General features: G+C 72.2%; 20 protein-coding genes and 1 pseudogene. 11 read left to right on the top strand and 10 right to left on the bottom strand.

The genetic code is table 11. From position 1 onward, the window contains the following. Positions 1-23 precede the first annotated feature (23 nt). Both CUC05_RS25310 and CUC05_RS09725 read left to right on the top strand, forming a co-directional pair. The gene (locus CUC05_RS25310; protein WP_420810901.1) at positions 24-1,832 is read left to right on the top strand and encodes a radical SAM protein; all 1,809 of its coding nucleotides are present in this window, start codon (positions 24-26) and stop codon (positions 1,830-1,832) included. Next, positions 1,829-2,152, top strand: a complete 324-nt coding sequence (locus tag CUC05_RS09725) for a hypothetical protein (RefSeq protein WP_205712240.1) — start codon at positions 1,829-1,831, stop codon at positions 2,150-2,152. The genes CUC05_RS25310 and CUC05_RS09725 overlap by 4 nt, the downstream gene beginning before the upstream one ends. On the opposite strand, the gene CUC05_RS09720 is transcribed toward CUC05_RS09725, so the two are convergent. The 4 genes from CUC05_RS09720 to hmgA all read right to left on the bottom strand — a co-directional run bounded on the left by CUC05_RS09720 (position 2,139) and on the right by hmgA (position 7,388). Further along, entirely contained in the window at positions 2,139-3,230 is a 1,092-nt protein-coding gene (locus CUC05_RS09720; RefSeq protein WP_108666145.1) for a glutathione S-transferase family protein, read from the bottom strand. The two genes, CUC05_RS09725 and CUC05_RS09720, sit on opposite strands and share 14 nt — an antisense overlap. Positions 3,231-3,343: 113 nt before the next feature. Continuing rightward, positions 3,344-5,071: an ABC transporter permease gene (locus CUC05_RS09715; RefSeq protein ID WP_108665906.1), complete on the bottom strand. Its 1,728-nt coding sequence runs from the start codon at positions 5,069-5,071 to the stop codon at positions 3,344-3,346. Then, a complete protein-coding gene (locus tag CUC05_RS09710; RefSeq protein ID WP_108666144.1) occupies positions 5,068-6,021 on the bottom strand; it encodes an ABC transporter ATP-binding protein in 954 nt (317 codons plus the stop codon). Before CUC05_RS09710 ends, CUC05_RS09715 begins: the two co-directional genes overlap by 4 nt. A gap of 59 nt (positions 6,022-6,080) precedes the next feature. Beyond that, a complete protein-coding gene (gene hmgA, locus CUC05_RS09705) occupies positions 6,081-7,388 on the bottom strand; it encodes a homogentisate 1,2-dioxygenase (protein ID WP_108665905.1) in 1,308 nt (435 codons plus the stop codon). Between the two features lie 86 nt (positions 7,389-7,474). On the opposite strand from hmgA, the gene CUC05_RS09700 reads away from it, so the two are divergent. From CUC05_RS09700 to CUC05_RS09685, 4 genes are all read left to right on the top strand, one after another. Next, positions 7,475-8,734 (top strand): hypothetical protein, encoded by a 1,260-nt coding sequence (locus CUC05_RS09700; RefSeq protein WP_108665904.1) that lies wholly within the window; start codon positions 7,475-7,477, stop codon positions 8,732-8,734. Between the two features lie 137 nt (positions 8,735-8,871). Beyond that, on the top strand, positions 8,872-10,188 hold the full coding sequence (locus CUC05_RS09695; RefSeq protein ID WP_108665903.1) for a M20 family metallopeptidase: 1,317 nt from the start codon (positions 8,872-8,874) through the stop codon (positions 10,186-10,188). Next, complete coding sequence (locus tag CUC05_RS09690) at positions 10,185-10,601, top strand: DoxX family protein (protein ID WP_108665902.1); 417 nt, start codon at positions 10,185-10,187, stop codon at positions 10,599-10,601. Before CUC05_RS09695 ends, CUC05_RS09690 begins: the two co-directional genes overlap by 4 nt. Continuing rightward, positions 10,598-11,479, top strand: a complete 882-nt coding sequence (locus CUC05_RS09685; protein ID WP_108665901.1) for an ATP-grasp domain-containing protein — start codon at positions 10,598-10,600, stop codon at positions 11,477-11,479. Before CUC05_RS09690 ends, CUC05_RS09685 begins: the two co-directional genes overlap by 4 nt. Here the strand turns inward: CUC05_RS09685 and CUC05_RS09680 are convergent. Continuing rightward, on the bottom strand, positions 11,460-12,920 hold the full coding sequence (locus CUC05_RS09680; RefSeq protein WP_108665900.1) for a hypothetical protein: 1,461 nt from the start codon (positions 12,918-12,920) through the stop codon (positions 11,460-11,462). The genes CUC05_RS09685 and CUC05_RS09680 overlap by 20 nt on opposite strands. Before the next feature lie 288 nt (positions 12,921-13,208). Between CUC05_RS09680 and CUC05_RS26115 the strand changes: the two are divergent. The 5 genes and pseudogenes from CUC05_RS26115 to CUC05_RS09660 all read left to right on the top strand — a co-directional run. Continuing rightward, a pseudogene (locus CUC05_RS26115) lies at positions 13,209-13,508 on the top strand (hypothetical protein); the annotation flags it as partial. A 123-nt stretch (positions 13,509-13,631) separates the two neighbouring features. Continuing rightward, positions 13,632-14,264 carry a TrmH family RNA methyltransferase gene (locus CUC05_RS26110; RefSeq protein ID WP_108666143.1) on the top strand — a complete coding sequence of 211 codons (633 nt, stop codon included), beginning with the start codon at positions 13,632-13,634 and terminating at the stop codon, positions 14,262-14,264. 97 nt (positions 14,265-14,361) lie between these two features. After that, positions 14,362-18,072 (top strand): multifunctional oxoglutarate decarboxylase/oxoglutarate dehydrogenase thiamine pyrophosphate-binding subunit/dihydrolipoyllysine-residue succinyltransferase subunit, encoded by a 3,711-nt coding sequence (locus CUC05_RS09670; RefSeq protein ID WP_108665899.1) that lies wholly within the window; start codon positions 14,362-14,364, stop codon positions 18,070-18,072. Further along, a complete protein-coding gene (locus CUC05_RS09665) occupies positions 18,072-19,376 on the top strand; it encodes a M18 family aminopeptidase (RefSeq protein WP_108665898.1) in 1,305 nt (434 codons plus the stop codon). The genes CUC05_RS09670 and CUC05_RS09665 overlap by 1 nt, the downstream gene beginning before the upstream one ends. A 59-nt stretch (positions 19,377-19,435) precedes the next feature. Next, positions 19,436-20,668, top strand: a complete 1,233-nt coding sequence (locus tag CUC05_RS09660) for an AI-2E family transporter (protein WP_108665897.1) — start codon at positions 19,436-19,438, stop codon at positions 20,666-20,668. 71 nt (positions 20,669-20,739) lie between these two features. Here CUC05_RS09660 and alr read toward each other — a convergent pair whose 3' ends face one another. From alr to CUC05_RS09635, 5 genes are all read right to left on the bottom strand, one after another. Then, positions 20,740-21,864 (bottom strand): alanine racemase, encoded by a 1,125-nt coding sequence (alr, locus tag CUC05_RS09655; protein ID WP_205712239.1) that lies wholly within the window; start codon positions 21,862-21,864, stop codon positions 20,740-20,742. Between the two features lie 4 nt (positions 21,865-21,868). Continuing rightward, positions 21,869-23,446, bottom strand: coding sequence for an NAD(P)H-hydrate dehydratase (locus CUC05_RS09650; RefSeq protein ID WP_108665896.1), 1,578 nt, complete (start codon positions 23,444-23,446; stop codon positions 21,869-21,871). 286 nt (positions 23,447-23,732) lie between these two features. Then, positions 23,733-24,098, bottom strand: a complete 366-nt coding sequence (gene acpS / locus CUC05_RS09645) for a holo-ACP synthase (protein WP_205712238.1) — start codon at positions 24,096-24,098, stop codon at positions 23,733-23,735. Beyond that, complete coding sequence (glmS, locus tag CUC05_RS09640) at positions 24,098-25,930, bottom strand: glutamine--fructose-6-phosphate transaminase (isomerizing) (RefSeq protein WP_108665895.1); 1,833 nt, start codon at positions 25,928-25,930, stop codon at positions 24,098-24,100. Before glmS ends, acpS begins: the two co-directional genes overlap by 1 nt. Before the next feature lie 140 nt (positions 25,931-26,070). Next, positions 26,071-26,961, bottom strand: a complete 891-nt coding sequence (locus CUC05_RS09635; protein ID WP_108665894.1) for a DUF3105 domain-containing protein — start codon at positions 26,959-26,961, stop codon at positions 26,071-26,073. Positions 26,962-26,968 lie beyond the last annotated feature (7 nt).

The following is a 26,968-nucleotide window of genomic DNA, read 5'->3' as shown; positions in this document are numbered from 1 at the left end:
CGAACGGCGTCCCGGCGAAGGGCATGGCGACGCGGACCGACCGGATCCGCCGCTACGTGACGGCGTGGTGCCCCCGCTGCCACGACCGCGACGGCGGGTCGGTGGACGGCGCGAGGCGGCTGCCCGGCTACCTGTCGGAGGCCGACGGCAGGGTGTGGCTCGTGCGCGGCTGTCCCGATCACGGCCGGATCGTCACGCTGTACGACGAGGACCCCGAGATCCTCGACTGGCTGGAGCGGTGGACCGCCCCGACGAAGGTGCACGTGCCCGACACGGCCGGCAACTTCACCCCTCCTCCGGCGGGGTACCTGCAGGGGCTCGGCGAGCTGCAGACCCAGCACACCTGCATCCTGCTGGAGGACCTGACCGACACCTGCAACCTGTCGTGCCCCACGTGCTTCGCCGGGTCCGGACCCGACGTCGCCGGTTTCGTGCCGGTGGAGGAGGTGCTGGCCAACGTCGACCAGCGGCTGGCGCGCGAGAACGGGCGGCTGGACGTGGTCATGCTGTCGGGCGGCGAGCCGACGCTGCACCCGGGGTTCGGCGAGCTGCTCGACCGGCTGCTGGAACGCGACGTCGTGCGGGTCCTGGTCAACACCAACGGCCTGACGATCGCCCGGGGCGAGTCCGGGGTGCTGGAGACCCTGCGTCGGCACCGCGACCGCGTCGAGGTCTACCTGCAGCACGACGGCTTCGACCTGGCGGGGCACCGCCACCACCGCGGAGCGGACCTGCGACGGGTCAAGGCCGAGGCCGTGCGGGCGCTGTCGGACGCCGGGATCTTCACGACGTTGACCATGACGATCGCGATGGGCGTCAACGACCACGAGATCGGCGCGGTCGTCGACCTGGCGCTGGCCACCCCGTACGTGACCGGCGTGTCGTTGCAGCCACAGTTCGGCGCCGGCCGGTCGGGCGAGATCGACGCCCTGGACCGGCTGACCCACACCGGGGTGCTGGCCCGACTGGGTCCGCAGACCGACGGCCGGATCACCTGGCGCGACCTGACCGCCCTCCCCTGCTCCCACCCCCACTGCTGCTCGGTCGGCTACCTGTTCAGGACAGACGACCTCGCGAGGACCCGAGGGCGGGGTTCCCGAGGCCCGGAGCGAGTCGTCCCCGGGGGGTCCGGGGGTGGCGGAGCCCCCCCGGAAGAGGACGACCTCGCGAGGACCCGAGGGCGGGGTTCCCGAGGCCCGGAGCGAGTCGTCCCCGGGGGGTCCGGGGGTGGCGGAGCCCCCCCGGAAGAGTACGACCTCGCGAGGACCCGAGGGCGGGGGTCTGTGGACGGGCCGGTGTGGCAGTCGCTCGTGGCCCTGCTCGGTCCGGAGGTGCTGGCCGAGCACCTGGGGCTGGTGGCCAACACCGGCATGGCCAAGCCCGAGCTGGCGGAGGACCTGCGGGTGCTGGCCCGCGAGTCGTTGCTCGGCCTGCTGTCGGAGCGGTCGTCGTTGACCCACCCCGAGACCGCCGAGCTGTTCAGGACCGTCTGCGACGCCTGCGACCTGGGGGTCCCGGGGCTGCTGAAGCTGGCGCGGGCGGGGGCGTCGCGACGGTCCCTGCGCAAGCTGCTGGCCGAGCGGATCGTGCGGATCACCGTCAAGCCGTTCATGGACATCGACACGATGGTGGAGGAGCGGTTGCTGCAGTGCTGCGTGCACGTCGGCACCCGCGACGCCGATGCGAACCAGTGCGCGCCGTTCTGCGCCGTGCAGAGCTGGACGGAGCTGTCGGGGCAACGGCTGTCGCGCCTGACCGCAGGCGAGACGGCACCGTCGCTGGGTCGACCCGGCCGGTCGTTGCCCGTGGTGTCGACGGGCCCGCGGCGATGAGCGTGGACCCGCGCGTCCCACGAGCGTTCGCCTCCGCTTCCGAGGACGACCCGCATGCCCCGACGGGCCACGCCCCACCGGCGCCACCGGATCCGCTGCGACTGTGCGTCGCGACGACGGTGGCGTTGGTCGCGTGGGTGCTGTCCCCTCCCTTGGCCGTCGTCGTGTTCGGCACGCTGGCGGTCGTGGCCTACGTCAGGGCATACCGGGCCGGCCTGCTGGCGTCGCGTTGCAAGCTGGGCGACACCCGCCTGGTCCTCGGGTACCTCTCGGTGGCCGTCGTGGCGGGGGTCGTGGGGATCGTGATCAGGCTGACCTGATGATCCCGCCGGCCGGGTTGCTGGCCGGGGCGACCCGTTCGTGCTCGGGTGGTGGGGGCGGCGGGGTGCCGTCACCGAAGGGTCGGCCGCCGAGCTGCTCGCGGTGGTGCAGGGTCATCCAGCCCGACAGGTCCGGGCCCTTGGGGACGATCCCGGTCGGGTTCACGTCGCGGTGGACCTCGTAGTAGTGGGACTTGATCTGGTCGAAGTCGATCGTGTCGCCGAAGCCGGGGGTCTGGAACAGGTCGCGGGCGTAGGCCCAGAGGACCGGCATCTCGCTCAGCTTGCTGCGGTTGGCCTTGAAGTGGCCGTGGTAGACCGCGTCGAAGCGGACGAGGGTCGGCCACAGGCGCACGTCGGCCTCGGTGATCGTGTCGCCGACGAGGTAGCGCTGGTGGCTGAGCCGTTCGCCCAGCCAGTCGAGCCGTGCGAACAGCTCGTCGTAGGCCTCCTCGTAGGCGGCCTGTGTCCCGGCGAACCCGCACCGGTAGACGCCGTTGTTGACCGCGTCGTAGTTGTCGCGGGCGACCTCGTCGATCTCCTCGCGCAGGGGCTCGGGGTACAGGTCGGGGGCGCCGGGCCGGTGGTGGGCGGTCCACTCGGTGGAGAAGTCCAGCGTCAGCTGCCGGAAGTCGTTGGTGACCACGCCACCGGAGGGGATGTCCACCATCGCCGGGACGGTGATCCCCTTGGGATAGCCGGGGAAGCGCGCCTCGTAGGCGTCCTTCAGCCGGGGGATGCCGAGGACGGGGTCGACCTCGCCGGGGTCCAGGTCGAACGTCCACGACCGCTTGTCGTGGACCGGTCCGGCGATCGCCATGGAGATGGCGTCCTCCAGCCCGAGCAGCCGACGCACGATGACCGCCCGGTTGGCCCAGGGACAGGCGCGGGCCACGGCCAAGCGGTACCGGCCGGCCTCGACCGGCCACCCGTCCCGCGCGTCGACGGTGATCCGGTCGGGGATGTAGGCCGTGTCGCGCTCGAACGAGGGCTCGACGTAGGTGCCCCCAACGGCCTCATCGGTGTGACCCCGGAGGGTCTCGGTGGCAGTGGTGTCCTTGGCAGTGGGCGTGTTCATCATAATTCATACTATCCGGCCGGGTCGTCCCCGAAACCCCGCGTGTCGCCTCACCCGCACCGGGTGCCGACCAGCGCGACGCGCATGAGCTGGGGCAGCCACGTCGGGGGCGGTCAGGTGCGTCGAGGGGCCCAGCCGAAGCGTTGGCGGACCACGACGGCGGCCACCACGGCCCAGGCGAGCATCACGCCGAGGCGGGCCCAGGGGACGCCGACGTCGAGGGCGGGGTTGAGGACGTCCGACAGCGCGGTGACGGCCGGCCGCAGCGGCAGCACGTCGGCGATGGTGACCAGGAAGCCCGGCAGGTCGCCGATCAGGAAGACGTCGGAGACGAACGCCATGGGCAGCAGGGCGGCGTTGGCCAGCGGTGAGACGGCCTCTGCCCGCGGCGCGATCGCCACCAGCGCCAGCCCGAGCACCGTGAACGTGGCGATCCCGACGGCCAGCACGAGGCCGGCGACGGGCAACCGGGACAGCGGCACGGTCACGTCGACGACCAGCACGCCGACCAGCAGGACAACGGCGGTGGTGACGACGCCGAGCACGACCGCCGCGCCGATCCGACCCGCGACGAACGTGCCGAGGGTCATGGGGGTCCCCCGAACGCGCACGAGGATGCCGCGGTCGCGCTGGGCGGCCAACCGTTCGGCCAGCTCGGCGAAGGTCACGGTGGCCATGCCGAAGATGCCCAGCGCAGGCGCGAGGTGCTGGGCCAGCGGGACGCCGCCGCGGTCGTTCAGCTCGGGGTTGCCGAACACGGCGCTGAACAGCAGCAGCATGACCACGGGGAGGGCGAGGGTGAAGAACGCCGAGGAGGGGACGCGGACGGTCGCCAGGATGCCGTCGACCACCTGACCGCGTACCAGCGTCCAGCGGGTGACCGGCCCCTCCTCCACCTCGTGGTCCCGGCCATCGCCGGCCGCGGGCCCCGACGTGTGTCGCCCAACCACGACCGGCGGCCGGTTCGACGACACACCCGGCGGGAGGGACCGCCCCGACCCCGACGTGTGTCGCCCAACGACGACCGGCGGCCGGTTCGACGACACGGTGCGGGGGGTGTCCCAGGTCCACCGGCGGGTGGCCACCCCGGCGCCGACGGCCGCCCAGGCCACCATCAGGGCGAGGTGGCTCCAGGCGAACCCGGCGCCCGCCGTGAACGGGTTGAAGGCCTCGGCCAGCGCGTTGGCGAACGCCTTCAGCGGGAACAGGCCACCGACGATCGACAGCGCCTCGGGCATGTCGTCCCCGACGACGAAGACGTCCGACACGAAGGCGAGGGGCACGAGCGTGCCGTTGGTGATCGCCTGGGTGGCCGCCGAGGTCCGGGCGATCGAGGACACCGCGAACCCGAGCGCCGCGAAGCAGCCGATGCCGACGACCAGCGCCAGCACGGCAGCGGGCAGCTTGGCCCAGACGATCCGCACGTCGAGGAACAGCACGCCCGCCACGACCATCAGGACCACCGCCGCGGTCCCCGACACCACGCCGGCCCCGACCCGGCCGCCGAGCAGCGCTGCGGTCGGGATGGGCAGCGCCCGCTGGCGGCGCAGCACCCCCTTCTCGCGGTCGATGGACAACCCGATGGCCAGCGAGGTGTAGGCCGCCGTCGCCGCCGCGTAGGCCGCGATGGCCGGCGTGAAGAACTGGGCGATCCGCACGCCCGACCGCGACTCCAGCACGGCGTTGCCGACCAGGGTGCCGACCAGCAGCAGCACGACCAGCGGGAAGACGAGGGTGAAGAACGCCGCGATGGGCGTGCGGACGAAGGCGGTCACCCGCGCACGGGTCTCGCCGAGCAGCAGTCCGGCGACGGTCGGCCGGCCGGTCGCGACGGTGCTCACGACACCACGTCCGACATCGGTCCGGTCTCCACGCCGTCGGCCCCGACCAGGTCGAGGTAGACGTCCTCGAGCGTGGGCCGCCGCACCTCCAGCCCCTCCAGCTCCACGCCTGCCTCCAGCGCCCACCCGGTCAGCCGGTGCAGGTCCCGCGCCGGCGCATCGGTCGGGGCGGAGTACCACCCCGACGCAGCCCGCTCGAGGGCGATGCCCACGTCGGCGGGGTCGGCCGGTGTCGTCGACCCCCCGGCGCCCAGCCGGAACCGCAGCGTCGGACGCAACCCGGATGCCGCCTCGAGGTCGGCGGTCGTGCCCTCGGCCAGCAGCCGTCCCCGGGCGATGACCAGGACGCGGTCGGCAAGGTGCTCGGCTTCGTCCAGGTAGTGGGTGGTCAGCAGGATGGTCCGGCCCAGCGACCGGAGCCCCTCGACGACCTCCCATGCCTGGCGCCGGGCGGAGGGGTCGAAGCCGGTGGTCGGCTCGTCGAGGAAGATCAGGTCGGGGTCGCCGATCAGGCCCAGCGCCAGGTCGACCCGGCGCCGCTGGCCGCCCGACAGCGACGTCACCCGCTCGTCGGCCTTCTCGCGCAGCCCGACGACGTCGAGGACCTCGTCCACGTCCCGCCGGCGTGGGTACATCGACCGGTAGCGGGTCAGGATCTCACGGACGGAGAAGACGTCCTCGATCCCTGCCTCCTGCAGCACGATGCCGATGCGCTCGCGCAGCGCCCGCTCTCCCCGACCCGGGTCGTGGCCGAGGACCGACACCTCCCCCGTGTCACGTTGCCGATGCCCCTCGAGGATCTCCACGGTGGTGGTCTTGCCGGCCCCGTTGGGTCCGAGCAGGGCGACGACCTCACCGGCGGCGATGTCGAAGGACAGGTCGTCCACGGCGGCAACGCCACCGTAGGCCTTGCGGAGGGAACGGACACGGACGGCGGGTTCGGTGGCCATGCCCTGCATCCTCGCGGACATCCCGATGGGTGTCGTCCTTCGCGAGGACGACCTCGGGGTCAGCCCGTGGGAGGGTCGAAGTGCCGCTCGAGGCTGTGCCAGACGCTGGGGTAGTCGTCCTGCAGCGCGGGGATCCGTCCGGCCCACCCCGTCGGGATCAACGGATACCGGCTCTCGAACATGAACGACATCGTGTCGGTCAGCTTCTGCGGGGACAGGTCGTGCTGGGTGGCCTTCAGCCAGGCGTCGTGGTCGGGGCCGTGCGGGAAGTACATGTTGTGCAGGCTCATCCCGCCGGGCGCGAACCCCTCCTCCTTGGCGTCGTACACGCCGTAGAGGATCCCCATGAACTCGCTCATGATGTTCTTGTGGTACCAGGGCGGGCGGAACGTGTCGTCGGCCACCAGCCAGCGGTCGCCGAAGATCACGAAGTCGATGTTGGCCACGCCGGGATCGGGTGACGGCGAGGTCAGCACCGTGAAGATCGACGGGTCGGGGTGGTCGTAGCTGATCGACCCCATCGTGTTGAACTTCCGCAGGTCGTAGCTGTAGGGGACGTGGTTGCCGTGCCAGGCGACGACGTCCAGCGGCGAGTGGTCGGTCTCGACGACGAACAGCTTGCCGTCGAACTTCACGTACAGCTCGCCGGCCTCGTCGGTGTCCTCGTAGGCGGCCACCGGCGACAGGAAGTCCCGCGGGTTGGCCAGCCCGTTGGCGCCGATGGGGCCACGTTCGGGCAGCTCCAGCAGCGTCCCGTAGTTCTCGCACACGTACCCACGGGCACGGTCGTCGAGCAGGTCGACGGCGAACACCATGCCGCGCGGCATGACGGCGATCTCGCCGACCCCGATCTCGAGCACCCCGCACTCGGTCCGGAAGCGCAGCCGTCCCTCCTGCGGCACGACCATCATCTCGCCGTCGGCGCAGTGGAAGTACTGGTGGTCCATGGACTCGGTCGCCATGTAGACGTGGGCGGCCATGCCCGTCTGGGTGTGCGCGTCGCCGTTGGTCGCGACGGTCCGCAGGCCGGTCAGGAACGTCGTCGGCTCGTCGGGCCATGGCGGCGGGTTCCAGCGCAGCTGCCCGATGGGCGGGTCCTGCTCGCGGCAGGGGGCGCTGCGGATCAGGTGGTCGGGCGCGGGGGTGAACCGCCAGGCGTGCCGCACCGACGGGCGGATCCGGTACATCCACGTCCGGCGGTTGCGGTCGTTGGGCACGGTGAAGGCAGTCCCCGACAGCTGCTCGGTGTACAGCCCCAACGGTGGCACCTGCGGGTTGTTGCGACCGCGGGGCAACGCGCCGGGCACCGCCTCGGACTCGAACTCGTTGCCGAAGCCGGACTGGTAGCGCAGCGGGTCGTGGCTCATGGGCGCGGTGTACACGTTCTCGGGCCCGACGCCAAGGGCGCGGTCCCCCGCCGGGCGGGTCCGTCACGGGGTGCAAGACTGGCCACGTGCCCGTCCCCCTCCTCGCCCATGCCCTGCCGGCGTCCGTCGGTGCCGTCCCGTTGACCCTGATCCTCACCGCCCTGCTGGCGGCGTTCCTGGCCGTCAACGCCGTGGGCACCCGTCGCGCGGCGACCCGCATCGGGGAGGGGACCCACGCCACCGGCACCATCGACGGGCTGTCGATCCCGTGGGCGTCGCTGCCGCTGTCGAAGGCGTCGCTGGCCGGCACCGGCAACGTGATCGGGCTGGTCCTGCTGGTGCTGACCGTCGTCCTGTCGGCGCTCGGCCCGACGGACCCGGCGACGAACCTGACCGACGTGGCCGTGCTGACCCTCGGCTGGGGGTTCGTCGCGCTCACCAGCCTGCTGGCCGGCGGCTGGTGGCCCGTCATCGACCCGGTGGCGGCGACCAGCAGGACCCTGCGGACCCTGGCCGGCGACACCCCCGCCGAGGCCCCGCTGCCGGCCCGGACCAGCACCGTCGCCATGGTCGTGCTGATGACGCTGTGGGCGTACCTGCAGCTGCTGACCAACCTGACGCCCCTCGCCTTCACGGTGATCGTCGTGGTCTACGTCGCGGTGCACGTGCTGGCCACGGCACGGTTCGGGCCGGCCTGGCTGGCACGGACGGAGTCGGTGACCGTGATGAGCCGCACGCTGGGCCTCCTGCGCCCCGGCGACGGGGGCCCCACCGCTCGGCTGACCGCCGTCGACGACACCGACCCCCTGCGGTGGACCTCGGCGATCCTCATCGGCTGGAGCCTGGTCGACCTGGTCCTCGAGACCGAGTGGTGGCACGACCTGGCGATCAGCCAGTCGGCTCGCGAGGCCCTCGGGCCGGCCGTGCTGGTCGGCGTGATCGTGCTGCTGTACGGGGCCATCCGCGGCTCCAGCGGCCGCGGTCACCTCGGCCCGGCGTTCGTCGCCGTCGCCGGCGGCTGGGTGGTCTCCCACTACCTGTCGATCCTGCTGATCGAGGGTCAGGGCATCCCGATCTGGCTGTCCGACCCGTTCGGGACGGGCGCGGACCTCCTCGGCCAGCGCGGCGACCTGGTCAACCTCGAGCCGCTGCCGGTCGCCGCCATCACGATCCTGCAGATCGTGCCGTTCCTGGCGGGTCACGTGCTGGGCGTCGTGGTTGCCCAGCGCCGTGCCGCTGACGTCGTGCGAACCGAGGGACAGCTCGGCGCGGTCACGTTGTTCGCCCGGGCGACGATCGCCGTCCTGCTGCTCGGCGGGGCGTGGATGCAGCTGGGCGGCCTGTGACCGGCCCCGGCCCGCTGGTCCCGGTCGTCGCGCTCCACGGCGAGGACATCCTCGCCATCTCCGGGGTCGTCCTGCTCTGGGTGGTCGTCCGCAAGCTGACCCGCGGCCGATGACGGCCGAGCGGTAGCCTCGCCGCCGTGATCGAACCCACCGCACCCGACTACGCCGAGTACCTCGAGCGGATCTTCACCGCCGCACAGGACATGGCGAGCCATCCCCGACCCGACTCACCCTTCGTGGGGGCGCCCGCGGACGTCGCCGACGCCGCCGAGGCCGCCATCGAGGCCATGCGCGAGGACCTGATCGGGCTGTCCCACGACATCCACGCCCACCCGGAGCTGTGCTACGAGGAGCACTACAGCGCCGCAGCGGTCGACGCGTTCGTGGCCGACCGTGGCTACGGCGTGACCCGGCCCGCGTGGGACCTCGACACCGCGCTGCTGGCCTCCGCTGGGGAGGAGGGCGGTCCGACCGTCGCCATCCTGGCGGAGTACGACGCCCTGCCCGACATCGGGCACGGCTGCGGCCACAACGTCATCTGCGCCACCGCGGTCGGGGCCTTCCTGGGCGCTGCGGCCGTCGTGGAGCGGACCGGCGGGCGCGTCCAGCTGATCGGCACCCCTGCCGAGGAGGGCGGCGGCGGCAAGGAGAGGATCGCCCGCGCCGGCGGCTTCGACGACGTCGACGCCGTCGTGATGCTGCACCCGTTCTTCGCCGACATCGCCGACCACCCGTTCATCGGCGTGCGGACCGTCCAGGTCGTCTACACGGGCATGGCCGCCCACGCCTCGGCCCTGCCGTTCATGGGCCGCAACGCCCTCGACGCGGCCGTGCAGGCCTACACCGGCATGGGCCAGCTGCGCCAGCACATGCTGCCCACCGACCGGGTCCACGGGATCATCACCGACGGCGGCCAGAAGCCCAACATCGTCCCGCAGCGGGCCGCGCTGGAGTTCTACCTGCGCTCCGCCGAACCCAGCACGCTGGAGGAGCTGTCGAAGCGGGCCGAGGCGATCTTCGAGGGCGCCGCGCAGCAGACCGGTTGCGGCGTGGAGATCATCTGGGACGTCACCCCCGTCTACCTGCCCACGCGCCTCAACGGCCCGCTGACCGAGCGCTACGCCGTCGCTGCCGCCAAGCGCGGTCGCCCGGTGATCCCCAAGGGGCTGCTTCCCGAGTCGATGACCGGTTCGACGGACCTCGGCAACCTCAGCGTCCGCGTGCCCAGCATCCACCCGCTGCTCGGCATCGCCCCGTTCGGCACACCGCTGCACACCAGCGACTTCGCCGCCGCGGCCGTCACCGAGGAGGCCGACAACGGCGTCATCGACGGGGCCGTCGCGATGGCCCAGGCCAGCCTGGACTACCTCGCCGACGCCGACCTGCGCGCCGCAGCGGCCAGGGACTTCGAGCTGGGCGGCGGGCTGCTGGACGTCGAGGCGATGTACCCGTGAGGTCGCTGCTGCGCGGACCGGCGAGGGCGCTCCTCCTCGGCGGGGTCCTGCTGGGCGTCGGCACCCTCCACTTCGTCTCGCCCAAGCCCTTCGACAGCATCATCCCGCGGGCGCTGCCGGAGGAGTCCCGACGCCCGCTGACCTACGCCTCGGGGGTGGTCGAGGTGGCCGCCGGCGCCATGCTGCTGGCCCCCCGCACCCGCCGGCTGGGCGGGCGAGTGGCCTTCTGGCTGTTCCTCGCCGTGTGGCCGGCCAACATCGACGCGGCCCTGCGTGGCGGCTATCCGGGCCTGCCCGGGTTCGCCGGCAGCGCGGCGGCGGCGTGGCTGCGCGTGCCCCTGCAGCTGCCGTTGCTGTGGTGGGCCCACCGCATCGCCCACCGTCCCGACACGGACGTGGAGTCCGACCGATGATGCGGGACCGGATCGCGCGGGTGGCGCTGGCCACCTGCGCGGACTTCCCCGACCTCGAGGCGCCCGAGCGGCTGGTCCTCGACCCGCTGCGCGACCGCGGCATCGAGCCGGTCCCGGCCGTCTGGGACGATCCGTCGATCGACTGGTCGGGCTTCGACCTGGTCGTGCTGCGCGGGACGTGGGACTACGCCGAACGCCTCGTGGAGTTCATGACGTGGGTCCGTCGCGCCGACACCGTCACCACGGTGCTGAACCCGCCCGAGGTCGTGGAGTGGAACACCGACAAGCGCTACCTGGCCGAGCTCGCCAGGCACGACGTGCCGATCGTGCCGACGACGTTCCTGGCCCCGCACGACGCCCCGGTCCTGCCGACCAGCGGTGAGTACGTCGTCAAGCCGACCGTGTCGGCGGGGTCGCGGGACACCGCCCGGTACCTGGCCGGCCGCGACGACGCGGTGGCCAGCGCCCACGCCGAGCGGCTGCTGGCCGCCGGCCGCGAGGTCATGGTCCAGCCCTACGTCGACACCGTGGACGACCACGGCGAGACGGCGCTGCTGTACCTGGGCGGCCGGTTCTCCCACGCCATCCGCAAGGGACCGCTGCTGGAGTCCGGGGCGGCACCGACGACGGAGCTGTTCGCCCAGGAGACCATCGACCCGCGCATCCCGACGACGGCGGACCATGCCGTCGGCGACGCGGTGATGGCGCACCTCACCGGCCGCTTCGGCACCCTGCTGTACGCCCGTGTGGACCTGCTGGAGGGGCCGGACGGCCCCATGGTGCTGGAGGTCGAGCTGACCGAGCCGTCGTTGTTCATCCAGTCCGACGACGGTGCGCCGGGCCGGCTGGCCGACGCGATCAGCGGTCGGCTGGGCTGACCTCGGCGTCGCCGTCGGTGGTGACGGCGATGGGGTCCACCACCGCCGGGGCGTCCCCGGCGGGCGCGTCCTTCACCGTGGCGTTCCACACGAGGTCCAGCACGATGAGGGTGCCGGCGAGCTGGACGAGCTGGCCCCACGGGGCACCGAGCCACGGCGTGAACAGGTTCTGGCCGAACCGTCCCTCGGCGATTCGCCACAGCCAGTGGCCGGCAGCGAAGGTCTCGGTCGGCTGGGCCAGCGGGTTGGTGAAGATGGCGGCGAACATCGGGATGGCCCCGACGACGATCGCCAGCACGACGGCGGCGCGACTCCACCTCCACGCACGGGCGACGCCGACCGCGACGAACGGCAGGGCAGGGACGACGTAGCGGGGACCGGGGGCGGCACCGGCGGTGACGCTGAACCAGCCGCCCTGGACGGCCACGAACGCGGCGAAGACGACCAGTCCGACGACGGCCACCTCGCGGGTGCGTCGCTGGCGGGCCAGCATGACCAGGCCGATCACACCGACCAGCACGACGGGGGTGAGGGTCAGCAGCCCCCGTTCGCCCATCAGGACCTGCACGGTCAGGCCGGGGTCGGGGACGCGGATGCCGAACAGGCCCTGCTCATGGAACTGCTGGAACGACCCGGAGTTGCTGTAGCTGAACTCCAGCGGATCGCCCCACGTGATGGCGTTGTAGACCGTCAGGACGGCGACGGCGGGCAGCCCGCCGGCGACGTAGGCAAGCGCGCCCGCACGGTGGCGGATCAGGACCAGCACCCCGACGACGAGCACGATGATCCCGGTCGTGTACTCCGAGACCACGGCCATGCCGCCGAGCAGCCCGGCGGCCGCCAGCCGGACGGTCGGGGCGTCGGGGTCGCGGGCGGCGAGGTAGGCGGCGTAGCCGAGGGCGGCAGCCAGGACGTGGCTGAACAGGACCGTGGCGAAGGGCAGCAGCAGGGTCGACAGGGACATGCCGACGGCGGCGATCGTGGCCGCGCGCGGGTCGCCGGTGACCCGCAGGGCGAAGCGTCGCATCATCACGGCCAGGACGGCCGCGGGGATGGCCGCCGACCACAGCGACGTCCACCAGAGCGTGTAGTTGTCGAAGTACCGCTCCTCCACCCCCGGTTCGGCGCCGACCGCGCGAGCCAAGCCGTAGAAGGGCGTGGCGAGCAGCGGCTGGCCGGGCGCCTTGTCGGAGTACAGGTGCCCCTCCCGCTCGGCGTAGTCCACCGAGAGGATCCCCCCGGAGTCGCGTGGCCCGAGGCCCTGCAGCAGCCCGGGCCCGTACTCGTCGATCTGCACGGTGCCGTCGTCCCACATGGCCGCGGTGAGCGCCAGCCGCGAGGCCTGGTGGGCCATCAGCAGCTGCACCGTCGGGGCGGTGGCCACGAGGACCAGCGCGAAGAGGAGCAGCTCGGTTCGCCACCGGGACAGGAACGCACGCATGGCCCATACCGTAGGCCCTCGCCGGCCCCTCCCCCGATGGAATCGCCTCCGATCCCGACGGAATCGCCTCCGACGGCCGATCACCCTCCGAGGTGAACGCAGGTCAGCGGCGTTCGGCGCGACGGAATGGACTCCAACCGACCACGCCGCGGCCGGATCCGGAGTCGATTCCATCCGCTGGGGTGACGATCGGGACGAGGAGGGGAGGCGGGGCGGGCCGCTACCGTTCCGGGCATCGCCAGCCGCACCCCCGATCCGTGGACGCCGCCGGATGCGCCCCTCGCGCCGGTGGCCGTCGGTCGTGTTCGGATCGTGGCCGACCACGTCGGCAGGGATGCCGCCGCCGGGCAGATCGCGCTCGACGACGGTGAGGTCGTCGGGGCCTTCCACGTGCGCATCGACACCGCCACCCACGCCGGCCGGGGGTCGATCACCGTCTCGGGGCCGGCCCGACGGCACGGGATCGCCGGCCACGTCGCCCCGCGGCTCGTGTCCCTCGCCCTGACCGCCCAGGCCGACGGCGGGCTCGGACTGCGGCGCGTCCAGGCGGCCGCCGCCGGCAGCAACACCGCCGCGACGGCCCTGGCCAGGCGGCTCGGGGTCAAGCGGGAGACCCGGGCACGTCAGGACCGCTGGACCGAGGGCCTCGGCATCGACGACACCCTCGCCTGGGGTGTCCTTGCCGACGAGTGGGACTGCGAGACCCACCGGATGCGTGGCGCCGATCCCGAGCACGAGGTCGGCGTGGGCCCCCATCCCGAACCCCGGCCGACCGACGACCGCTACGACCCGGCGCTGCTGGCCGGCGGTGACCGGCGCAACGTCGCCGACCGCTACCGCTACTGGACGGTCGAGGCGATCCGCGCGGACCTCGCCGCCACGGCCCGGCCGTTCCACGTCGCGATCGAGAACTGGCGCCACGACCTCAACATCGGCACCGTCGTCCGCACCGCCAACGCCTTCGGGGCCGGCGGTGTCCACATCGTCGGCAAGCGGCAGTGGAACAAGCGCGGGGCGATGGTCACCGACCGCTACCTCGAGGTGCACCACCACGACCGGTTCGAGGGGCTGCGCCGGTACGCCGCCGACCACGACCTGACGCTGATCGGCATCGACAACCTGCCGGGCTCGCGCTCGCTGCTGACCGAACCACTCCCCGAACGATGCCTGATGGTCTTCGGCCAGGAGGGCCCCGGCCTGTCACCCGAGGCACGCATCCACGTGGAGGCCGTCCTGCACATCCCGCAGGTCGGCTCGACCCGATCGATCAACGCCGGTGTGGCCAGCGGCATCGCGATGGCGACGTGGGCGGCCCAGCACTCCGCCACCGACCGGTCCGGCTGATTGCCCTTCCGGTCCCTCCCGCGGTGGGTCGCAGGTGGTCGGGGCCGATACGATGCCGGTCGAAGACTGCCTTCCCTACCCAGGTGGTGACCTGACAATGGCCGACACGGCCTCCCGCGCGGACGCGCCCTCCCCTTCCTCCGGTGCTGACTCGTTCGGTGCGAACAGCTGGATCGTCGAGGAGCTGTACCGCGACTACCTTGCCGACCCGGGCAGCGTGCCCGAGAGCTGGCACGACTTCTTCAGCGACTACGTGCCGCCCCACGGCGCGATCCCCGCGACGCGTCCGGCGCCGCAGGGCAACGGTGCGACGACCGCGCCGGCCGCTGCCCCGCAGGCCGCCGCCCCCGCGACCAAGGACAAGGACACGTCCGAGGACAAGGACGCCGTCGAGGTCGAGATCCCCGAAGGCGCCCAGAAGATCCGCGGGGTCTCCGCCGCCATCGCGGAGAACATGCAGACCTCGCTGACGGTCCCCACCGCCACGTCGTTCCGCGAGGTGCCCGCCAAGCTGCTCGAGGTCAACCGCCGGATCCTCAACAACCAGCTCAAGCGCACCCGCGGCGGCAAGGTCAGCTTCACCCACCTCATCGGCTGGGCCATGGTCAAGGCCATGGTCGCCAACCGGGCGATGACCAAGAGCTACCACGAGGACGCCGACGGCACGCCGTACGTGCACCAGCCCGAGCACTTCGCCATGGGCCTGGCCGTCGACGTCGAGCGCAAGGGCGGCCGTGTCCTGCTGGTCCCCAGCATCAAGCAGGTCGACACCATGGACTTCGCCGAGTACTGGCGTGCCTACGAGGAGATGGTGCGGGCCGTCATGGCCAACAAGCTGACCCCGGAGATGTTCGAGGGCACCACCGCCACCCTGACCAACCCGGGTGGCCTCGGCACGGTCGGCTCGGTCCCCCGCCTGATGAAGGGCCAGTCGGCCATCATCGGTGTCGGCGCGATCGACTACCCCTCCCAGTTCAAGGGCTCCGACCCGCGGACGCTGGCCGACCTGGGAATCGGCAAGGTCATCACGATGACCTCCACCTACGACCACCGGGTCATCCAGGGCGCCGAGTCCGGCATGTTCCTGCGGTCCATGGAGCACTGCCTGCTGGGCGAGGAGGGCTTCTACGACGAGATCTTCGACTCCCTGAAGATCCCCTACGAGCCGGTCCGCTGGCGCACCGACAACTCCACCCGTGTCGTCAACGACCCGGCCGCCGCCGCTGCCAAGCAGATCGCGGTGCAGAAGCTGACCAACATGTACCGGGTCCGCGGTCACCTGATCGCCCACCTCAACCCACTGCAGCACACCTTCCGGGCCGTGCACCCCGAGCTGGACCCGGCCACCTACGGCCTGACCATCTGGGACCTGGACCGCGAGTTCTACACCGACGGGATCGCCGGCAAGGAGCGGATGACGCTCGGCAACCTGCTGGGTGTCCTGCGCGACGCGTACTGCCGCACCGTCGGCATCGAGTACATGCACATCTCCGACCCGGAGCAGAAGGAGTGGTTCCAGGAGCGCGTCGAGGGGGTCAAGACCTCCGTCAGCGCCGAGTCGCAGCGGCGCATCATGGACATGCTCAACGAGGCCGAGGCCTTCGAGCGGTTCCTCGGCACCAAGTACCTGGGCCAGAAGCGCTTCTCCCTGGAGGGGTCGGAGTCGCTGATCCCGATGCTCGACGCGCTGCTGTCCGCCGCCGCCGACGAGGGCCTGCAGGAAGCCGTGATCGGCATGGCCCACCGCGGCCGCCTGAACGTGCTGGCCAACATCCTCCGCAAGTCCTACGACAAGATCTTCTCCGAGTTCGAGGGTGACATCCCCGGCGACTCCGTCCAGGGGTCCGGCGACGTCAAGTACCACCTCGGTTCGCGCGGCCTGCACCGCTCCCCCAACGGCGGCGAGCTGCCCGTGTCGCTGGCGGCCAACCCCAGCCACCTCGAGGCCGTCGACCCGGTCGTGGAGGGCATGGTCCGCGCCAAGCAGGACCAGCGCCAGCACCCGCCGAACCACGGGCCGATCCTGCCGATCCTCATCCACGGTGACGCGGCCTTCGCCGGCCAGGGCGTCGTGGCCGAGACCCTCGGCATGTCCCAGCTGAAGGGCTACCAGACCGGTGGCACCGTCCACATCGTGGTCAACAACCAGCTGGGCTTCACGACCGCCCCGCACCACAGCCGGTCCTCGGAGTACGCCACCGACGTCGCCAAGATGGTCGCCGCGCCGATCATCCACGTGAACGGCGACGACCCCGAGGCCTGCGTCCGCGTGGTCGAGATGGCCCTGGCGTACCGCCAGCGCTTCCACCGCGACGTTGTCGTGGACATGATCTGCTACCGCCGTCACGGGCACAACGAGGGCGACGAGCCCGCGTTCACCCAGCCGATCATGTACGAGGCGATCCGCAACCGTCGCAGCGTCCGCAAGGTCTACACCGAGGAGCTCGTCAACCGCGGTGACCTGACGCTGGAGGAGGCGGAGCAGGCGCTGGAGCGGTTCCAGGACACGCTGGAGTCCGCGCTGAACCAGACGAGGGGCTCCAAGCCGGAGACCAACGAGCTGCCCCCGACGCCGACGGTCGTCGGCGTGCTGCCGCACGTCCACACCGGTGTGCCGCTGGACCGCCTCCAGCAGATCACCAAGGCCCTCACGACCTGGCCCGACGACTTCTCGCCGCACCCCAAGCTGGCCAAGCTGCTCAGCCGTCGTGCCGAGCAGCTCGCCCAGGACAGCGTCGACTGGCCGACCGCGGAGATGCTCGCCCTGGGCACCCTCGTCCAGGAGGGCATCAGCGTCCGCTTCGCCGGCCAGGACTCCCGCCGCGGGACGTTCAGCCAGCGCCACTCGGTGCTGATCGACCACACCGACGGCTCGGAGTACATCCCGCTGCGCAACCTCCCCGGCCACGAGGAGGACGAGCACGGCCAGTTCATGATCTACGACTCGCCGCTGCACGAGTTCGGCGCGCTCGGGTTCGAGTACGGCTACTCCGTGGTCCGGCCCGAGGCGCTGACGATGTGGGAAGCGCAGTTCGGCGACTTCTCCAACGGCGCCCAGGTCATCATCGACCAGTTCATCACGGCGGCGGAGGACAAGTGGGGCGAGAGCTCCGGCCTCGTCGTGCTGCTGCCCCACGGCTACGAGGGCCAGGGCCCCGAGCACTCCTCGGCCCGCATCGAGCGGTGGCTGACGCTGTGCGCCCAGGACAACATCCAGGTCGCCCAACCCTCCAACGCCGGCCAGTGGTTCCACCTGCTGCGCCGCCAGATGCACCGTGAGGTGCGCAAGCCGCTCGTCGTCATCTCCCCGAAGTCGATGCTGCGCGCCAAGCACGTCCTCTCGCCGGCCTCGCAGTTCATCGACGGGCAGTTCGAGGAGGTCTGGACCGACGACCCGACCGGGCCGCCCGCCGACGACGTGACGCGTGTGGTCCTGTGCTCGGGCAAGGTCGCCCACGACCTGATCGCCGCCCGTGACGAGCGGCAGGCCCCGGCGGCCGTCGTCCGGGTCGAGCAGCTGTACCCGTGGCCGCACCAGCAGGTCGTGGACGCCATCAAGGCCTACCCCAACGCCACCGACGTGATGTGGGTGCAGGACGAGCCCGAGAACATGGGTCCGTGGCCGTTCGTCGGCGGGCTGCTGTACAACGCCTGCGAGGACGTCGGCGAGGCCCGCGGCGGCGCCGACCGCAAGCCCACGCTGAAGCGGTCCACCCGCTTCCAGTCCGCCAGCCCCGCCACCGGGTCGCACACCGTGCATGACCTGGAGCAGGAGAAGCTGATGGACGACGCGCTCGGCGGCCTGTGATGCACGACGACGCCAGTCCGGCCGGGATCCACCACGAGTCCCGGCCGGGTGACCCGGCGGGCCTGATGGCGTTCATCGACGCCTCCCCCACCCCCTTCCATGCGGTCGCCAGACTGGCCGCCCGGTTGGAGGCCGCCGGGTTCGTGGCGTTCGACGAACGGGCGCGCTGGACCGTCGAGCCCGGGACCGCCGGCTACGTCGTCCGCGATGGCGGCTCGATCATCGCCTTCCGGGTCGGGACGGCCCCGCTGGCGGACGCCGGCTTCCGGATCGCCGGCGCCCACACCGACTCGCCCACCTACCGCCTGCGTCCCCACGCCGACGTCCAGCGGACCGGCTACCGGCAGGTGGCCGTCGAGGTCTACGGCGGCCCGCTGCACTACACGTGGCTGGACCGCGACCTGACCGTGGCCGGCCGGGTCGTCACCAGCGACGGCGACATCGAGCTGGTCCACCTGCCGGGCGCGCCGCTGCGCGTGCCGAGCCTGGCGATCCACCTCAACCGGACCGTCAACGACGAGGGCCTGAAGCTCAACCCGCAGCAGCACATGCTGCCCGTCTGGTCCGCTGCGGCCGAGGACGCCTCCATCATCGAGGAGGTCACCGACCACGTCGGCGCCGACGAGCTGCTGGCGTGGGACCTGGTCCTGGCCGACACCCAGCCCTCCGCCCTCGGTGGCCGCGACGACCAGTTCGTGTTCGCGCCCCGCCAGGACAACCTGGTGTCCTGCCACGCCGCCGTCGACGCCATCATCGAGGCGCCGCTGTCCGCGGCGACCCAGGTCGTGGTCTGCAACGACCACGAGGAGGTCGGGTCCGGCAGCGCCGAGGGTGCCCGCGGCGCGATGCTGGAGGACACCCTGTCCCGCTTGGTGGTCGCAAGCGGCGACACCGATCCGCAGGCCCGTCCACGGGCGTTCGCCGGGTCGATCCTCGTCAGCGCCGACTCCGCCCACGCAGTGCACCCGAACTACGCCGACCGCCACGACCCCGGCCACCAGCCTCGCCTGGGCGGCGGCCCCGTCGTGAAGGTCCACGCCAACCAGGCCTACGCCACCGACGCCGGCACCGCCGCGTGGTTCATCAACCGCTGTCGCGAGGCGGACGTACCGGTCCAGGCGTTCACCAACCGCGCCGACTCCCCCAGCGGCTCGACCATCGGCCCGCTGACCGCCACCCGGCTGGGCATCCACACGGTCGACATCGGCAGCCCGCTGCTGTCGATGCACTCGATCCGAGAGCAGTCCCACGCCGAGGACCTGGCACACCTGACGCGCGCGTTGACCCAACACATGGCAAGCTGACGCCGTTCGACCGCCGCGTCCGAGGCAGAGAGGAACCCGCCGTGCCGGGTGAGGGGAAGATGGAGAGGGAGCTGACCGCCGCCGAACGCCGCGCCGAAGCCGTGCGCGCACGGCTGGCCCGTGTCCGTCGCCATGCCCCGGCCAGCGAGACGGGACCGGGCGGCGACGGCGAGGACGTGTTCAAGGAGGACACCGACGCGCTGGTCCACCCCGGCGACGAGCGGCCGGACGCCGAGGTCCTGCTGCGCCGTCCGCTGACCGAGCGACCGACCGTCCGCGCCGGCGTCTACGCATGGTCGGGGATCGGCATCACGATCATCGTCATCGCATCGGCGGTGGTCATCGCCCGGCTCTCGAGCGTCGTGATCCCCATCGTGATCGCGTTGTTCCCGGCGGCGGTCCTGTACCCGTTCGTGAACCGGCTGAAGAAGATCGGCCTGCCGTCGGCCGCGGCAGCCGCCATCGTCCTGCTCGGGACGCTGGGGATCATCGGCGGGATCGGTGCGCTGATCGTCCCGGCCGTGGGCGACCAGCTCGACACGTTGAGCGCGTCGATCATGGACGGCTACACCCAGATCGACGAGTTCCTCCGCAGCGGCCCGTTCGGGCTGGACCCCATCAACCTCGACGAGCTGGTGGAGGGCTTCTCCACCGGGTTGTCCGACGGGGTGGGCGCCGCGGCGGGCAGCGCCCTCGGTGTGGCCCAGGCGTTCTTCCAGGGCGCGACCAGCGTGCTGCTGACGCTGATCGTGCTGTTCTTCTACCTCAAGGACGGCCCCACCATCGGCCGCTGGGTGAAGAGCCTGTTCCCGCACGCCCTGCACCGCGACGTCGAGATCCTCGGCGACCGCATGTGGACCACGATCGGCGGCTACATCCAGGGGCAGCTGGCCGTGGCCGTCGTCGACGCGGTGTTCATCGGCCTGGGCCTGTGGCTGCTGGGTGTCCCGCTGGCGCTGCCGCTGGGCGTCATCGTCTTCTTCGGTGGCCTGTTCCCCGTCGTCGGTGCCAGCATCTCCGGCTTCCTGGCCGCCATCGTGGCCCTGGCCACCAACGGCCCGGGGACGGCGCTGCTGGTCATCGGCGTCGTCGTGGCGGTGCAGGCGCTGGAAGGCAACCTGCTCCAGCCGCTGATCCTCGGCCGGGCGCTCGAGCTGCACCCCCTCGCCATCGTCATGGCGCTGGCGACCGGCGGGTTCCTGCTGGGCATCCTCGGCGCGTTCCTGGCAGTCCCCGTGGCCGCCGCGTCGGCCCAGACGGTCGGCTACATCCGCAACCGCACGCCCGGCTGAGCCCGCGTGTCGGGTGTTCTCGACGGGCGGCCCGGAACCCGACACGCGGTCGGGCTGTCCGGTCGACCGGGTCAGCCCGAGCGGGGCAGGTGGACGCGGGGGATGCGGACGCCGATGCCGCACGTGACCTCGTAGGTGATGGTGTCCAGCCAGGCCGCCCAGTCCTCGGCGGTCACGGGGTCGGGGCCCGGTCCACCGAGCACCCAGACGTCGTCGCCGGCGTCGGCGTCGGCATCGGGGCCGAGGTCGACCAGCAGCTGGTCCATGCACACCGTGCCCGCCATCGGGACGCGGCGCCCGCGGTGGGTCACCTCTCCCCTGCCGGTAAGGCCACGTCGGATCCCGTCGGCATAGCCCGCCGGCACCGTCCCGATGACCGTCGGCTCGGTCGCCGTCCAGCGACGGCCGTAGGAGACGGTGTCCCCCGGCTGCACGCGCTTGACCAGCGACAGCTCGGCCCTGATCGACATGGCGGGCCGCAGGCCCTCCAGCTTCACGCCGGGTGCGGCCTCCAGCCCGTACAGCGCGATCCCGGTGCGGACCATGTCGTGGTGCAGCTCGGGGTACAGCGTGGTCCCACCGGAGTTGCACAGGTGCCGCAGGTCCGGGCGCAGGCCGGCCGCCTCGGCCATGGCCAGCCCGCGGGCGAACCGCTCGGCCTGCAGGTCGTTGAAGGGGTTGCCTGCCTCGTCCCCCACGGCCAGGTGGGACCAGATGCCCGCCACGCGAAGGGAGGGGCTGGCGGCCAGGCGAGCGAAGGCGGGCTCCCAGTACTCCTCGGCCAGGCCCACCCGGCGCATCCCCGTGTCGAGCTTGAGGTGCACGTCGACCACGCGGTCACCGGCCGCCGCGGTCAGGGCCGCCGCGAAGCCGTGGGTGTAGACCGTCGGGGTCAGGCCGGCGTCCAGCAGGGCCGCCGCTGCTGCCGGAGGGGGTTCGGACAGCACCAGCACGGGGGCCGTGATGCCGGCGTCGCGCAGCACGATGCCCTCCTCCACCAGCGCCACGCCGAGCCAGGACGCCCCGCCGTCCAGCGCGGCCCGGGCGACCGGGACGGCGCCGTGGCCGTAGCCGTCGGCCTTCACGACGGCCATCAGCTGGGCGTCGCCGGAGTGGGCGTTCAGCACGGCGGCGTTGTTGGTGATGGCGTCGAGGTCGATCTCGGCCCGGACAGGACGGTGGAGGGGAGGGGTCACGAGGTCAGATCCCGAGCTCGAGGGCGGCGGCCGCGACGTGGTCGGCCACGTCGCTGGCGCCGGTGGAACGGGCCGACAGGTGCCCTGCAGCCAGGTCGCCGGCGAGGCCGTGCAGGTGGACGGCGGCCGCCACGCTCTCGGGGTCACGACGTTGCGCCATCAGCGCCGCGGTGATCCCGGTCAGCACGTCGCCGGTCCCACCGCTCGCCAGCGCCGGTCCGCCGGTGGCGTTGATCCACACGCGGCCGTCCGCGGTGGCGACGACCGAGCGGGGTCCCTTGGCGACGAGGGTGGCGCCGAACCGCCGGGCCTGCTCGACGGCGGTCTCGGTGCGGCGGGCGTGGGCGCCGTGCCCCGACGTGCCCGCCAGCCGGCCGAGCTCCTTGGCCTGCGGCGTCAGGACCAGCTGCCGGCCCTCGGGACGGCCGCCCGGGTCGACGGTCCGGTTGACCTCCAGCAGCGAGGTGTGGTCACGGAAGGCGTTGATGCCGTCGGCGTCGAGCACGACCGTGCGGTCGGCGTCGGTGACCAGCCGGCGAACGGCTTCCTGGGTCGCCTCGGCCAGTCCCAGGCCCGGCCCGATCGCCAGGACGTGTGCCTTCTCGGCCGCCTCGCGCACGCCGGCCACGATGCCGTCGACATCATCGGGCAGCGGCATGGTCATCGCCTCCGGGACGGCGGAGGCGATCCGGTCGGCCGCCGCCCGCGGCGTGGCGACGGTGATCAGCCCGGCCCCGGCCCGCAGCGCCCCCCTGGCGCACAGGATGGCGGCGCCGGCCATGCGGTCGGATCCGGCGTAGATCGCGACGACCCCGCGGGTCCGCTTGTGGTCACGCGGCCCGGGAGGTGGGGCGAGGACGGGCAGGTCGGCCGCCTCCAGCACACGGGCGACCGGGGTCGCCGCGTCGTCGACGACGCCGATCTCGCCGAGGACCAGCCGGCCGACGTGTTCGGCCGCCGGGTGCAGCCACAGGCCCTGTTTGTGGGCGCCGAGGGTGACGGTCAGGTCGGCCACGACGGCGTCCCCGGGGACCCGGCCGGTCGCGGCGTCCACCCCGGTCGGCAGGTCGCAGGCCACCACGGGACAGCCGCGGTCGTGCACGCCGCGGAGGACCGCCACGGCAACGCCGAACGGTCCGCGTGGTTCACCGGACGCGCCGGTCCCGAGCAGGCAGTCCACGGCCACGTCGGCGTCACGAAGGACCCGGTCGAGTGCCTCGCCGAGGTCCGCGGCGTCACCCACCGACACGATCCGGCCGCCGGCCCGTCGCAACGCAGCGGCCTCACGCACGCTGTCCTCGCCGAGCTGGTCCTCGGGCGTGACCAGCACGCAGGTCGGGGCGACCCCACGACGCTGCAGGTGCCGGGCGGCAGCCAGCCCGTCCCCACCGTTGTTGCCCTTGCCGCACAGCAGGACGACCCGCAAGCCGTACGGCCCCATCCCCCGCTCGGCGGCCAACGCCAGCACGCCCTGCGCCAGGTGCCGGGCCGCGTGGTTCATCAGCGCCGCCGGGTCGACCCCACGCGCGAACGCACGCCGGTCCATGGCCTGGACGTCCTCGGGCAGGTACAGGTCGATCATCGCCGACCATCCTCGCACCCGCTCGGGGCGTTGCCGCCGCCAGCCCGCGCCGTGCCCCGGACCACGATCGTGGCCGGAAGCCAAACTCCCGAGAATGGTCGACGCCGACGATTGTGGCGAACGGAGCACCCGTGCACCCCTGACCACAATCGTGGCCGAACGCCAAACTCCCGAGAATGGTCGACGCCGACGATTGTGGCGAACGGAGCACCCGTGCACCCCTGACCACAATCGTGGCCGAACGCCAACCTCGGGGCGCGCCACGGCCCGGGCCGCCCCGGCACCCTCACCGCTCCGCGACGGCGTAGGCGGCGACGGTTTCGGTGGCGGTGGTTAGAGACAGGTGGACGGCGATGATCCCCAGCCGGTCGGCGGTGATCGCCGCACGGCCGAGCAGCACCGCCGACGGCCGGCCGAGGTCGTCGTTGGTCACCTCGATCTCCAGGAACGCGAAGCCGCGGATGCCCGTCCCCATGGCCTTGGCGACGGCTTCCTTCGCGGCGAACCGTGCGGCAAGCCGGTCGACCCGCTCGCCGCACCGCTCCAGCTCCAGCGGGGTGAACAGGCGCCCGCGGATCGAGGGGGTCCGGTCGAGGGTGCGCTGGAAGCGCGACAGCTCGACCAGGTCGATCCCCACGCCATGGATCGGCACTACTCGACGGTGACGGTCTTGGCGAGGTTCCGGGGCTGGTCGACGTCGCGGTCGAGCGCGACGGCGATGTGGTAGCCGAGCAGCTGCAGCGGCAGGACGGTCAGGACCGGGTACAGCAGCTCGTGCACGTCCGGCACGTACACGACGTGGTCGGCGTGCGCCTTGACCTCGGTGTCCCCCTCGGTGGCCACGGCCAGCACGACGGCGCCGCGGGCCTTGACCTCCTGGATGTTGGAGACGACCTTGGCCTTCACGTGGCCGTCGGTGGCCAGGGCGATGACGGGGCCGCCGTCGTCGATGAGGGCGATGGGACCGTGCTTCATCTCGCCCGAGGCGAAGCCCTCGGCGTGGATGTAGCTGATCTCCTTGAGCTTCAGCGCCCCCTCCAGCGCGATCGGCAGCCCGACCTGGCGGCCGATGAACATGAAGTAGTCGGCGCCCGAGAAGCGCTTGGCCAGCTCGGCCATGCCCTCCTCGGCCTGCAGGACCTGCTCCATCAGCGCGGGCAGCGCCTCGAGCCGGTCCAGCATGTCGCGGCACTCCTCGGCGAACATCTGGCGGCGTTCCTGGGCGAGGAACAGCGCCAGGACCGACAGGGCGATGATCTGGGTGGTGAACGCCTTGGTGGACGCGACGGCGACCTCGAGCCCCGCACGGGTGTAGATGACCCCGTCGGCGGTGCGGGCAAGGGTCGACCCGACGATGTTGGTGACCGCGATCACCTTCGCCCCCTGGGCGCGGGCGTACTCGGCGGCGGCGATCGTGTCGGCGGTCTCACCGGACTGGGAGATGGCGACGACGAGGGTCTGCTTGGTGAGGATGGGGTCGCGGTAGCGGAACTCGCTGGCGATCTCGGCCTCGACGCCGACCTTCGCCCAGTGCTCCGTGGCGTACTTGGCGACCATGCCGGCGTGGTGGGACGTGCCGCAGGCCACGATGTAGACCTTGTCCAGGGCCCGCAGCAGGGCAGGGTCGAAGTCCAGTCGGTCCAGCACGACACGGCCGTCCAGGTCGAGCCGGCCGAGCAGGGTGTCGGCGACGGCGCGGGGCTGCTCGTGGATCTCCTTGAGCATGAAGTGCTCGTAGCCCTGCTTCTCCGCCGCCTCGATGTCCCAGTCGACGGTGTAGCGGTGCCCCTGGGTGGGGTTGCCGTCGAGGTCGGTGACGGTGATGCCCTGCGGGGTCAGGACGGCGACCTGGTCGTCCTCCAGCGCCTCGCACTCGCGGGTGTGGCTGATCAGCCCGGCGGCGTCGGAGGACAGCATGGACGCCCCCTCGAGGTGTCCGAGGATCATCGGGGCGGACCGCTTGGTCGCCACGATCGTGTCGGGGTCACGACGGTCGATGACCGCGATGGCGAACTGCCCGTCGAGGCGCTTCACCGCGGCCCGGACCGCGGCAGGCAGGGATCCCTCGTACAGGGATGCGACGAGGTGGGCGACGACCTCGGTGTCGGTGTCGGAGACGAACTCCGCCCCCCGCCGCTCCATCAGCTCGGCCTTGAGCTCGGCGAAGTTCTCGATGATGCCGTTGTGGATGACGGCGATCGTGCCCGACGGGTCGCAGTGCGGGTGGGCGTTGGTGTCGTTGGGCACGCCATGGGTGGCCCACCGGGTGTGGCCGACACCGATATGACCGGTCGGCGCCCCGTCCGCCAGGGCGTCCTGCAGGTTGGCCAGCTTCCCGGCCCGCTTGACGACCCCGAGGCTGCCGTCGGCGTCGATCAGCGCGACCCCGGCGGAGTCGTAGCCCCGGTACTCCAGACGGGCGAGGCCGTCGATGATGATCGGCAGCGCATCCGCGTCACCCGTGTACCCCATGATTCCGCACATGTGGCAAGGCTACGGCGTCCAGCCACGGTTGCGGGGCTGCCCGGACGGGCACGCCACCGCCGCCCGCGTCGGGGTGGCCGAACGCGACGACGGGGCTGCCGCAGCAGCCCCGTCGTGGGTGTTCGTTCGCCGGGTGGCGACTACTCCGTGGCGGCCTCGACGGGCTCGTCCTCGGCCTCGGCGTCCTCGTTGCCCGGGTCGACGTCGGTCGCCGGCTCGGCGCCCTCGACGTCGTCGACGGCGGAGCTGGTCCCGAACTCCTCGTCCAGCGGCGGCAGGAACAGGTCCTCCCCCTCCGGGTCGATGACGCCCTGCGCACCGACGTTGTGGGTCGGGATGCCCTTCTCGGGGCCCTCACCGTTGGTGTCGTAGTGCGTGCGGGTGAACACCTCGGCCACGTCGGCGTCGAAGGTGTCGCAGGTCTGGCGGAAGAACCAGGCCGTGTAGGCGAAGTTCGCGTCGGGGATGTCCTCGAAGTACTCGCTGACGATCAGCTTGGGGTAGTCCCCGTCGAGCATCTCCTCACCCCAGGCCTTGAGCTCCTCGACCTGGTCGGCGGGCGAGTCCGCGTCGTACCAGGCCACGATGTAGCCGTGCTCCAGGTTGTGGGTGGTGAAGCGCGGGTCGATCTTCACGTCGTAGACGCCCGAGGGGGCGACCTGGCCGATGTGGCGACCCGAGGACGGCGGGGCGTCGGGGTAGATGACCGACGGCGGCTCCTGCGAGAGGGCGTCGCCGGTGCCGGAGATGTGACCGCCACCGAGGTCGGCCTGCCGCTCGTCGGGCGTGCACCCCAGCTCGTCGAGGCGTGCCGCGACCTCGGCCGCCTGCTCCTCCTCCTGCTGGCCCTTCTGGATCTGCCGGAACACCAGCAGCCCGATCAGCGCGACGACGACGAGGCCGACGATGCCGTAGGTGGCCGTCCGGCGGACACCCTCGGCCTTGGCCTGCTGGGCCTCCTGCTCGAGGCGGGCAGCGCGGCGGGCCTTCTGGCGCTCGCGCTTGGATTCGAACTGTTCTTCTTCGGACACGGCGAGT

Source organism: Euzebya rosea (genome assembly GCF_003073135.1).
Taxonomy (GTDB): Bacteria; Actinomycetota; Nitriliruptoria; order Euzebyales; family Euzebyaceae; genus Euzebya; species Euzebya rosea.
The sequence above is the reverse complement of the archived record's forward strand: the minus strand, read 5'-3'. Positions and strand labels throughout refer to the sequence as shown.

What these genes read in the sequence shown, in the direction of transcription:
- CUC05_RS09720 (WP_108666145.1), bottom strand. Translation starts at nt 3,230, where the DNA reads ATGAACACGCCCACTGCCAAGGACACCACTGCCACCGAGACCCTCCGG.
- CUC05_RS09665 (WP_108665898.1), top strand. Translation starts at nt 18,072, where the DNA reads ATGCACGACGACGCCAGTCCGGCCGGGATCCACCACGAGTCCCGGCCG.
- CUC05_RS09725 (WP_205712240.1), top strand. Translation starts at nt 1,829, where the DNA reads ATGAGCGTGGACCCGCGCGTCCCACGAGCGTTCGCCTCCGCTTCCGAG.
- CUC05_RS25310 (WP_420810901.1), top strand. Translation starts at nt 24, where the DNA reads ATGGCGACGCGGACCGACCGGATCCGCCGCTACGTGACGGCGTGGTGC.
- CUC05_RS09685 (WP_108665901.1), top strand. Translation starts at nt 10,598, where the DNA reads ATGATGCGGGACCGGATCGCGCGGGTGGCGCTGGCCACCTGCGCGGAC.
- CUC05_RS09650 (WP_108665896.1), bottom strand. Translation starts at nt 23,446, where the DNA reads ATGATCGACCTGTACCTGCCCGAGGACGTCCAGGCCATGGACCGGCGT.
- CUC05_RS09680 (WP_108665900.1), bottom strand. Translation starts at nt 12,920, where the DNA reads ATGCGTGCGTTCCTGTCCCGGTGGCGAACCGAGCTGCTCCTCTTCGCG.
- CUC05_RS09710 (WP_108666144.1), bottom strand. Translation starts at nt 6,021, where the DNA reads ATGGCCACCGAACCCGCCGTCCGTGTCCGTTCCCTCCGCAAGGCCTAC.
- CUC05_RS09660 (WP_108665897.1), top strand. Translation starts at nt 19,436, where the DNA reads ATGGAGAGGGAGCTGACCGCCGCCGAACGCCGCGCCGAAGCCGTGCGC.
- CUC05_RS26110 (WP_108666143.1), top strand. Translation starts at nt 13,632, where the DNA reads ATGCGTGGCGCCGATCCCGAGCACGAGGTCGGCGTGGGCCCCCATCCC.
- CUC05_RS09670 (WP_108665899.1), top strand. Translation starts at nt 14,362, where the DNA reads ATGGCCGACACGGCCTCCCGCGCGGACGCGCCCTCCCCTTCCTCCGGT.
- hmgA (WP_108665905.1), bottom strand. Translation starts at nt 7,388, where the DNA reads ATGAGCCACGACCCGCTGCGCTACCAGTCCGGCTTCGGCAACGAGTTC.
- glmS (WP_108665895.1), bottom strand. Translation starts at nt 25,930, where the DNA reads ATGTGCGGAATCATGGGGTACACGGGTGACGCGGATGCGCTGCCGATC.